Source organism: Ignavibacteria bacterium (genome assembly GCA_016873845.1).
Taxonomy (GTDB): Bacteria; Bacteroidota; Ignavibacteria; order Ch128b; family Ch128b; genus JAHJVF01.
On sequence record VGVX01000085.1, the window covers coordinates 1 to 10,074 of the forward strand.

Consider the following 10,074-nt stretch of genomic DNA (forward strand, 5'->3'; position numbering starts at 1 on the left):
TCGGCGGCGAAGGTGCTGAGCTTGAAAAAGAATTAATACGAATTGCAAAAGAGAATCAGATCAGATTGATTGGGCCGAACTGTATGGGCGTGATCAATACAGAAGCATTGATTAGGTTGAACGCTACGTTCGCGGCAGAACTTCCAAAATATTCGCAGATTGCCTTACTATCTCAAAGCGGCGCACTTGCAGCGGCGGTGCTGAACACAATTTCTCAAACTGGATTTTCATTCGGGCAATTCATTAGCGTTGGAAACAAAGCAGATGTAAACGAGAATGATCTGCTTGAATATTGGGCAATTAATCCCAATGTAGACGTAATCGCAATGTATCTTGAATCATTTGAGAATGGAAAAAAGTTTTTTGAAACGACAAAAAATATTTCGTCTAAAAAGCCAGTAATAGTTTTAAAAGCGGCTCGATCTGAAGCGGGAACAAAAGCTGCTATTTCTCACACCGGGGCATTGGCTTCGTCTGATAAAATAGTTGAAGTTGTCTTAAACGAATGCGGCGCAATCCGTGTTGAAACAGTTGAAGAGATGTTTGAAACTGCTTCGACGTTTCAGAAAATTCCAATTCCAAGAGGAAATCGAGTTGCGGTTCTCACAAATGCTGGTGGGCCTGCAATATTATTGGTCGATCAACTTGAAAAGAACAATTTGAGACTTAGCTCCCTAAGCGATAAAACAATAAAAAGACTTAAGGAAATTTTACTCGCCGAATCAAGCTTCGGGAATCCAATTGATATGCTTCCCGGTGCAACTGCGGAGATTTACAAAACTGCTTCTGAAATACTTTTAGAAGATGAAAACGTTGATTCACTGTTTGTAATTTTTGTTAAGCCTGTGATGATTGATTCATTTGATGTTTTATCATCAATAGCAGTTGTTCAAAAAAAGTCTGTCAAGCCAGTTTTGATCTCAGCATTTCCTCTTCCGAAATTTTGGGATAAGTGGAAAGAGATCGGCAATGAAGATGCTGTGATTTATAAATCTCTCGAGCTTCCACCAAAAATACTTCGACATTTATGTGGAAGAAAACCAAGAATTGAAAAATTAACTAAATCAGTTAAGTATGAGCAGAAACTTTCTTTGAACGAAAAATCATATTTACAAAAAAAATTAACCGCAAAAGGAATTATACCTCAAAAAGATGTTCAGGCAATTTGTAAAAAACTTAAGCTGCCAATTGCTCAAAGTCTCCTCGTAAAGAATTTTCAAGAAGCCAAAAAGAAAATTAGTTCCTTGAAGTTTCCGGTCGTGCTGAAAGTTGAATCTCTCGATGTCATTCACAAATCTGATATCGGCGGAGTAATTATTAATATAAAAAACCTGAAAGAACTCCGATCGGCGTTTAACCAAATCATCCAAAATCTAAATAAAAATAAGATTAGTGAGAAAAACGTTCATTACATTATCCAAGAATTTGTTGAAGGGGGAACTGAAGTTATTATCGGCGGATTCCGTGATCCAAGTTTTGGCCCGGTAATTATGTTTGGAGCCGGCGGAAAATTGGTTGAACTTATTAAGGATGATAATTTTACTTTAGCTCCAGTAACAAAATCAAAAGCAATTGACTTGATAAGGCAGTCTAAAATTTATCCGCTATTAAAAGGATATCGCGGAGAAACGAAAGTCGACATAAACAACATCGCCGAGACTATGGTTATTTGTTCAAACCTGATAAATGATTTCCCTCAAATAAAAGAATTTGATATCAATCCTTTAATTGTAAAAGCAGGAAAAGGTAAATCGAAAATTGTCGATATGAGAATTATAGCGGAACAATGATTTGTCAGATGTAGAAGTTATGATCTGATAAATCTTCATCAGAAAAATCTATCAGACTAAAGAAAAATATTTTTGGTAATCTACTTCAAATCCCTCCGGAAAGTAAGCGCCAGTAATTTTATCCTGAATATATTTCCCTTTGAAATCTTTTTTCACAATCCGGTGCAGCATCTCTAAAAATAAATCAATCTCATCAATTGTATTATAAATACCAAAGCTTGCTCGAACAGCACCGGGAAGATTCATTCTGTCTCCAGCTTGAATATTTTTAATCATATCCTTTGATTCTTCTTCTGTCACTCCAAGTAAATGTTTAATATAAGGATGAGCACAAAAACATCCATCTCTAACTCCAATTCCGCCTTCGAAACATAAAATTGAAGCCACTAGAGAATTATGCATACGATCTACGTTAAACGTGAGTACCCCGAGTTTATCCTTGTATGAAATAAATTTTGAAGGTCCTAAAATGTTTATCTCAGGAATTTTGGTAATTTTATCATAGGCGTATTTCGTTAATTCAATCTCGTGCTTTTCAACTTTATCCATGCCGATCTCATCCAGCACTTTCATTGCTGAAGCAAGTGCCACTGCTCCAATTAGGTTGGGTGTGCCTGCCTCCTCTTTATCAGGTAAATGTGTCCAATGCACTTCTCTCTCAGTCACAATATTGACAGTTCCGCCGCCCACGAATTCAGGGTCTCCTTCTTCAAAAACCGATCTCGGTCCAATCAAAACACCTGTCCCGAATGGTGCGTACATTTTATGAGCAGAAAAAACAATGAAATCAATATGCTGAATATCATTATCCGGTTTGATATCAATCGCACGATGAGGTGCGAGCTGTGCCGCATCAATTAGAATTTTTGCACCGTTTTTGTGGGCAATTTCTGCAATTTCGTGAATTGGATTTATTATGCCTGTTACATTCGCAGCTCCAGTAATTGCGATTAGTTTAAGTCTTTCCTTGTATTTCTCAACTTTTTTATTCAAATCATTCAAATCAAGCGAGCCGTCTTTATTAATTCCAGAATGGATGACCGATGCAAATTTTCTCCATGGCAAATCGTTCGAGTGATGATCCATTAGAGAACAGATTACTACGTCCTCCTTAGAAAGATTTAATCTATACGCGAGTTTATTCACCCCATCAGTGGTGTTCTTGCCGAAAATTACAGTATTGGTTGACAAATCTGCTCTCACAAAATCTGCTACGATTTTTCTTGAATCATCGTATGCTTTTGTTGCGATAAGCGATTTTATTCCCGCTCCGCGATGTACACCAGAATACCATTCAAGGATTTCATCTACTGAGCTCTTAACAAACGAAAAAGTTGGCGTGCTTGCTGCGTTATCGAAAAAAATGTACTGCTTCTCAGTTCCATCGAGAACTGTAACTTTTTTGTTAATACCAATCAGATGATCTCGAATGTTATAAATGTTAATCTGAGGATTCGACTTATTGGTCATTAGATTTCTGTCATTAAGCTCATAAGAAGTTGTACAAAGATAAAAATAAATGAAGACTTCTAAAATCAGTTTGATCAGGATTCAAATGAAAAAAAGTAAGCTACTAGGTTTAATTACCTTCTTGAGTTACACACTTAGACACCCAAAATAAAGGTTTTTTTATCTCAAAATTTTTTGCCTAATAAATAAGTTTTTCGGGTGTGTTTTAGCTTTAGTAACAAATGCCCCCGCATAATAGAGATTAACCTTACTACCTTACCCAAACTACCTTACCCAAGTATTAACCTATTTGTAAAATATTTCGTGGGATTATTTTCAACTATGTAAGATTATGTTTGAATATAAATTGTTGTCAAAACTTTTTTTCCGAATTAAATTTTTGTCGATTAATTGTGACATAATTCTACCTGCCCGCTGATCTCAATCTAAAGAAGCAATCTGGTATAAATCTTGTGTAACTTCAGTAAGTGATAATTATTGTCATATTTTATTTAATCATTTAGTATTTTTGCCTCACAAAGTTTAATAAAGTAGAGAGGCTCTAATGAAAAAACTACTCACTTTTGGTATCATTTTAATTTTTTCGACCATTGTAAATTCACAAACACTTATTCAAGTTGTCAATTTACCTAATAACACATTTTTTAACAGTGGATACGGTTTAGTTTATGCTAATGGCAAATACTGGATTTCAAGCGGATCTTCTTCTGTGGGAAAGGGAATTTGGTACGGGTTGAATGCAAATGGCAATATTTCTGATACAGTCACGGTTAAGAATTATCCGGCACTAAGTTATTCTCAAGGATTAGCTTTTGACGGAACAAATTTCTGGTACGTCGAAAGAAAAACTGCAAGATGTGACCTATTCAAAATCTCCCCTGATGGTTCTGTACTCGATTCCATTCCTATCGCTTCGGCGGGTGGGACAACTTCCTGGTATTTAGGCGGCGCTGCATGGGATGGAACAGGTCTATGGGTATCACTATATTCACCTGATGCTTCTGTAGCAATTTATAAAATCAATACGACCACTAAAACAATTGTCGATACAATTGTTTCACAGCAGTTACAACCAACCGGAGTAACCGTAAAAGGAGATACTCTTTTTTATGTGAATGATGGTTTTCAAGGATCTGATAAAATCTATGCCTACAAAATTTCATCGAAAGAATTTTTATATTCATTCGATCCACCAGAAACTCCAGGTCAAAGACAAAATCCCCGCGGCTTAGCATGGGATGGAAGTCATTTTTGGTTAATGGCAGAACCGGTTGGTGCTTCGAGCGGACGGCAATTATTTAAATATGACCTAGGCGGAAGCGGGACGCCACAAATAAGTGTTCCAACAAAGTTTTTCGATTTTGGGGATGTGCAAATTGGAACATCTGGGCAGATCACTGCTTCAATCCAGAATATAGGTACAGCTTCGCTTCAAATAGACAGTGTTCAATTAGTTTATTCGAATCGATTTACAACTAATATAACTACTCCAACTTCGATACCTGCAAGCGGTTCACTAAGTTTCAATGTGAATTTTACTCCTTTGGTTTATGGAAACGACAGTGCTCACGTTATGATTTACCACAGCGATTTTGCCCGCGGTCCGCAAACAATCAGAGTTGTTGGAAGAGGAGTTTTCTCAAATGCAATTATATCTGTTCCGGCTTCAAATAATTTCGGGACAAAAAGAGTAAACAGCACAAACCTTTGGTACTTAAAAATTCAAAACCTTGGTTCACAGACTTTAACTGTTAGTTCCGCAACATTTGCTACATCAAATTTTTATGTTGATCCTGGAACTTTTCCTATATCAGTTTCTCCTGTAAGTTCAAAATATATTAAAGTGTGGTTCAAACCGATTTCTGCAACAACTTTCAACGACTCAATTATATTTACAAGTAATGCATCGAACGCTTCGGAAGGGAAAACATTACTTTCCGGAAGCGGTAATGCAGCTGCGACTCAATTAGGAGAAACATTCTGGTTAAAAACCATTCCCGATCATCCAAATTCAAATACCTCTCGAAATGTTAAAGGAGTTCGTGCAATCGGTGATATTTCTGGCGACGGAAAGCCTGACATAATAGTTTGTACTGAAAATTATTGGACGGTTGCATTGAACGGTAACTCTTCAGGCGACAATGATACTCTCTGGTCATTTAATACATACATATCCAATTACAGTGCTGGTTCAATTGGAACAGCCGGCGATTATTCGTATCAAAAAGCTCTTGCTATTGCAAGCGATTTAAATAATGATGGATTTAACGATGTTGTTATAGGAACCGGAGGAGGAAACGAAACGGTTTATGCAATTAATGGAAAAACTGGTGCGATGCTTTGGAAATTTGGAACAGACCATCCTGATAGTTTTTCTCTTGGAGATATGACTGGTGTCGATGCTGCCATGGATTTCAATAATGACGGCGTTCCAGATATCATTGCTGCATCAAGCGCTACGCAGACCGGCGGTATTGGCGGCAGAAGAAGTGTTTATCTATTCAATGGAGTTAATGGTAATATAATTTGGCAAAGAGAAATTGGCGGCTTTACTCACGGCGTAACTTCTATCGCTGATTTAAATAATGATAATATCCCGGATGTAATTGCTTCAGTCGGTGAACCAGCATATAAGTTTGTTGCATACAGCGGTGCGAATGGAAGCACAATATGGGATTACCCACTCGGTACAGCGAGCGGAAAAGAAGTGCTTGTCTTTCCAAAGCCTGCAGGACAAAAACCTGATGTAATACTCGGTGCATTTTGGGGACCGATTTATAGAGTTAATGGACAAACTGGGGCAACTGTTTGGACATTCTCCACCGGTGGAAGCGCTCCAACGCAAATGAAAATATTAAAAGATGTTACTGGCGACGGAGTTCCTGAAATTATTGTGTCACTGCTTGGCGGTGGTGTATGGTGCATCAATGGTGCAACTGGCGTTTATGTCTGGACTCAATCGACCGGTAATACAATGGGAATAACAGACGCGCCTGACCTTAATGGTGATGGAATTGATGAAGTTGCTGCCGCAGTTCAAAACCAAGGAACCTATATTTACAAGGGAAGCAATGGTGAGCAAATGGCATTCTACACTTTTGGCGGAAGCACACAAACCCGTGAAGTCGCTGCTGTTCCTGATATAGATGGCAACGGCTCATTTGAGATTATCGCAGGTTCAAATCTCGGAAACGTAGTTTTAATTTCAGGCGGAACTAGTGCGGTAGTTTCTCCTTCTGTTACTGTTAATTCACCAAATGGTGGGGAGACTTGGTACGTTGGGCAATCGAAAAATATAACATGGACAAGTCAAGTCATAACAAATGTTAAAATAGAACTCACAACAAACAACGGCACTATTTGGTCGACAATAATTGCAAGCACTCCTGCGTCAAATGGAAGCTATGCGTGGACAGTAACCAACACACCTTCAGCTCAATGCAAAGTGAGAATAAGTGATGCTTCAAATGCTGCGACTAACGATGAAAGCAATTCCACTTTCACAATTTCATCTCAATTATGCAAAGATCTTAATGTGGCTGCGGGATGGAATATGATAGCTATTCCATTAAATGCTTCAAACATGACCAAGACTGGGCTTTTCCCAACTGCGACCTCGCCTGCATATGGATATTCAAATGGGTATATAACCTCTGATACACTTACACCAAGTAAAGGATATTGGCTAAAATTTGCCTCACCAGAGTTAATTACAATATGTGGAACTCCAGTTGGTTCAACTACGGTTCCGGTTGTACTAGGATGGAATTTAATTGGAGTTTACGATACAGACGTTCCAGTGAGTGGAGTAACTTCTACTCCAAGTGGCATTATTGCATCACAATTTTATGGATACAGCGCCGGCTACTTTACACCAACGACTTTGAATTTTGGCAAAGGTTATTGGATAAAGGTCAGCCAGAGTGGAACATTGAATCTGCCTACGTTAACGAGCAAAAATGCGGAGTTCGAAATGCGCAGTGCGGAATTGGAAAAATTTAGTAAACTGATTGTTAAAGATTCTGACGGAAATGAAACGACGTTATATCTGACAAAAGATGAAATTTGCGGCAGCAGATACGAACTTCCTCCAATTCCACCAAGCGGTGTATTTGATGCGAGATTTTCATCAGATAGATTGGTTGAAAACATAATCAATGGAAGTAAAGAACTTTCTATTAGTACGCTTGCTTATCCAGTAAAGATAAAAGTCGAAGGAACTCAAATCAGAGTAAAAGATATTGTCTCCGGAAAAATTATTGACGCAATGCTGAATGACGGAGAAGAAGTTATAATCGAAAACAATAAGCTAAATAAATTCTCAATTGAATCGATTGAGCTTCCGGCAAAATTTGAGTTAATGCAGAATTATCCGAATCCCTTTAATCCAAGTACAACGATCAGATTTGCTCTACCGATTGAATCGAAAGTGACTTTATCTATTTATAATATTCTTGGTGAAAAAGTTGTTGAGTTGATAAATCAGCAAATTGAAGCCGGTTATCATCAAGTTAAGTTCAATGCACATAATTTAGCTTCCGGGACTTACATTTACGGAATTCAAATTGGAGATTTTATCAACTCAAAGAAAATGTTAATTGTGAAATAAGAATTTGTTACAAAGCCCAATCTTCTAAACAAAGATTGGGCTTGTTTATTAAAAACTCAAATTAGCTCAAAGAAAATGTATCTGTGAATTAAATAAATTATTCTAAATAAATTTAAGGACTCGTTCTATGAAAACTCTATTTTTTTCGTTGCTCGGTCTCTTAATTGTTAATAGTTCATTTTCACAACCGAGGATCAGTTTCAGCGATGTGATGATAAAAACTGAACTAAATCCTAAGTTAATCCATACAGCAAAATTGGAGGCGCGAGGACAAAATCTTCCTATCAGCATTTACATCCCAAATACAGCATTTATCGAAGCTAAATATCTTGAAAATGGGAAAATCGTTTACTCAGTGATAACAAATTTTCGTTATCCAGAAGTAGGAGGATATACGGCATTCTTTGATGAAGTTACATCCAAATTTGATCTCTCTAAAGCAAGAATTGTTTATTATGGTGGAAAAACAATTGACAACTCAGGAGAGAGAATAAAAATTAGCAATAGATCAATTCCATCAAAACTCCTTTTAGTTACTGATTGGACGTATGATCGAGTTATGGCTTTTGATTATGAAACTGGCGACTTAGTTGATACTGCATTTATTCATTCAGACGGTCCGAGACTTCAAAGTCCCAAGCAAGCACTCCAAAAATCTACAAGCAAAATTTACGTCTCCGATCAAATTAGCGACGTGGTTCAGGAGTACGACACTAGCGGATATTTCGTTAAAACATTTGCACCTGCAGGCGGAGTCAATAACGCCATACTTGACAACCTTAGAGGAATTACATTCAGACCGAATGGGAATTTATTAGTCTGTAATGCTAGCGGTACATCACAAAATACAGTGCAGCAATTTGATACAGGCGGAGTGTTCGTAAATACGTTTATGTCGGCAAGCGTCAATAGTCCATTCTGTGTTTTGTACAGACAAAATGACATTTTGCTCACCAATTCTAGTGGAACACCTAAAATGTTCAAATACAATTTTGACGGCAGCCTAATTGGGGCTTTCACATCAACCACCCTGAATTTCATGCAGCAAATGATCAAAAATACAGATGGGACCATTATCGCATGTGATTTCAGTACTCCAAATTCCGGCTTGAAAGTTTTTGATTCAACTGGAACTCTGATAACAACACTTAGTGGAGTGACCGGCAATAGAGGTGTTTTCAGATTGCCTTCGGGTAATTATCTAACCACAAACGGAGCTGGACTTCATGAAATTGATGACACCACAGGTGCGTTAGTTAGAACAATTTATTCTGCTTCGAGCCTTCAATATATAAACCTGTTTGATTTTACTCCATCTGGCTCGGTCAATGCAAGCGTTAATCTTAATGAAGGGTGGAATTTATTTTCTATTCCTATTCTTACTTCAGATATGAGCGTAAACACACTCCTTCCAAATAAAACTTCTTCGGTTTATAAATATGCTAATGCATATTCAAGCGTTGATTTTTGTGAAAACGGCGCCGGCTATTGGGTTAAGTATGGAAGCAGTGCAACACTAAATCTTTCTGGAAGTGCGGTAACGAACAGAAGTATTAATGTCGCGAATGGCTGGAATATAGTAGGTCCTTTCGAAGGAAATGTCAATGTCTCATCTATCACCACCACTCCACCAAATATTATTGCAGGACAATTTTATGGTTATAACAATGGATATGTAACTGCAACTGAACTAAAGCCTGGTAAGGGTTATTGGATAAAGGTCAGCCAGAGTGGAACATTGAATCTGCCTACGTTAACGAGCAAAAATGCGGAGTTCGAAATGCGCAGTGCGGAATTGGAAAAATTTAGTAAACTGATTGTTAAAGATTCTGACGGAAATGAAACGACGTTATATCTGACAAAAGATGAAATTTGCGGCAGCAGATACGAACTTCCTCCAATTCCACCAAGCGGTGTATTTGATGCGAGATTTTCATCAGATAGATTGGTTGAAAACATAATCAATGGAAGTAAAGAACTTTCTATTAGTACGCTTGCTTATCCAGTAAAGATAAAAGTCGAAGGAACTCAAATCAGAGTAAAAGATATTGTCTCCGGAAAAATTATTGACGCAATGCTGAATGACGGAGAAGAAGTTATAATCGAAAACAATAAGCTAAATAAATTCTCAATTGAATCGATTGAGCTTCCGGCAAAATTTGAGTTAATGCAGAATTATCCGAATCCCTTTAATCCAAGTACAAC

At 37.6% G+C, this 10,074-nt stretch carries 4 protein-coding genes; 3 read left to right on the forward strand and 1 reads right to left on the reverse strand.

What is annotated here, in order from left to right; translation table 11 throughout:
- Window positions 1–1,790: acetyl-CoA synthetase (locus tag FJ213_11840; protein ID MBM4176843.1), on the forward strand; the 1,790-nt coding region annotated here is incomplete at its 5' end.
- 51 nt (window positions 1,791–1,841) lie between these two features.
- On the opposite strand, the gene FJ213_11845 is transcribed toward FJ213_11840, so the two are convergent.
- Window positions 1,842–3,260: an aminotransferase class V-fold PLP-dependent enzyme gene (locus FJ213_11845; protein ID MBM4176844.1), complete on the reverse strand. Its 1,419-nt coding sequence runs from the start codon at window positions 3,258–3,260 to the stop codon at window positions 1,842–1,844.
- Between the two features lie 544 nt (window positions 3,261–3,804).
- On the opposite strand from FJ213_11845, the gene FJ213_11850 reads away from it, so the two are divergent.
- Entirely contained in the window at window positions 3,805–7,869 is a 4,065-nt protein-coding gene (locus FJ213_11850) for a choice-of-anchor D domain-containing protein (GenBank protein MBM4176845.1), read from the forward strand.
- Window positions 7,870–7,996: 127 nt separating this feature from the next.
- A partial coding sequence (locus FJ213_11855) for a hypothetical protein (GenBank protein ID MBM4176846.1) occupies window positions 7,997–10,074 on the forward strand: 2,078 nt, incomplete at its 3' end.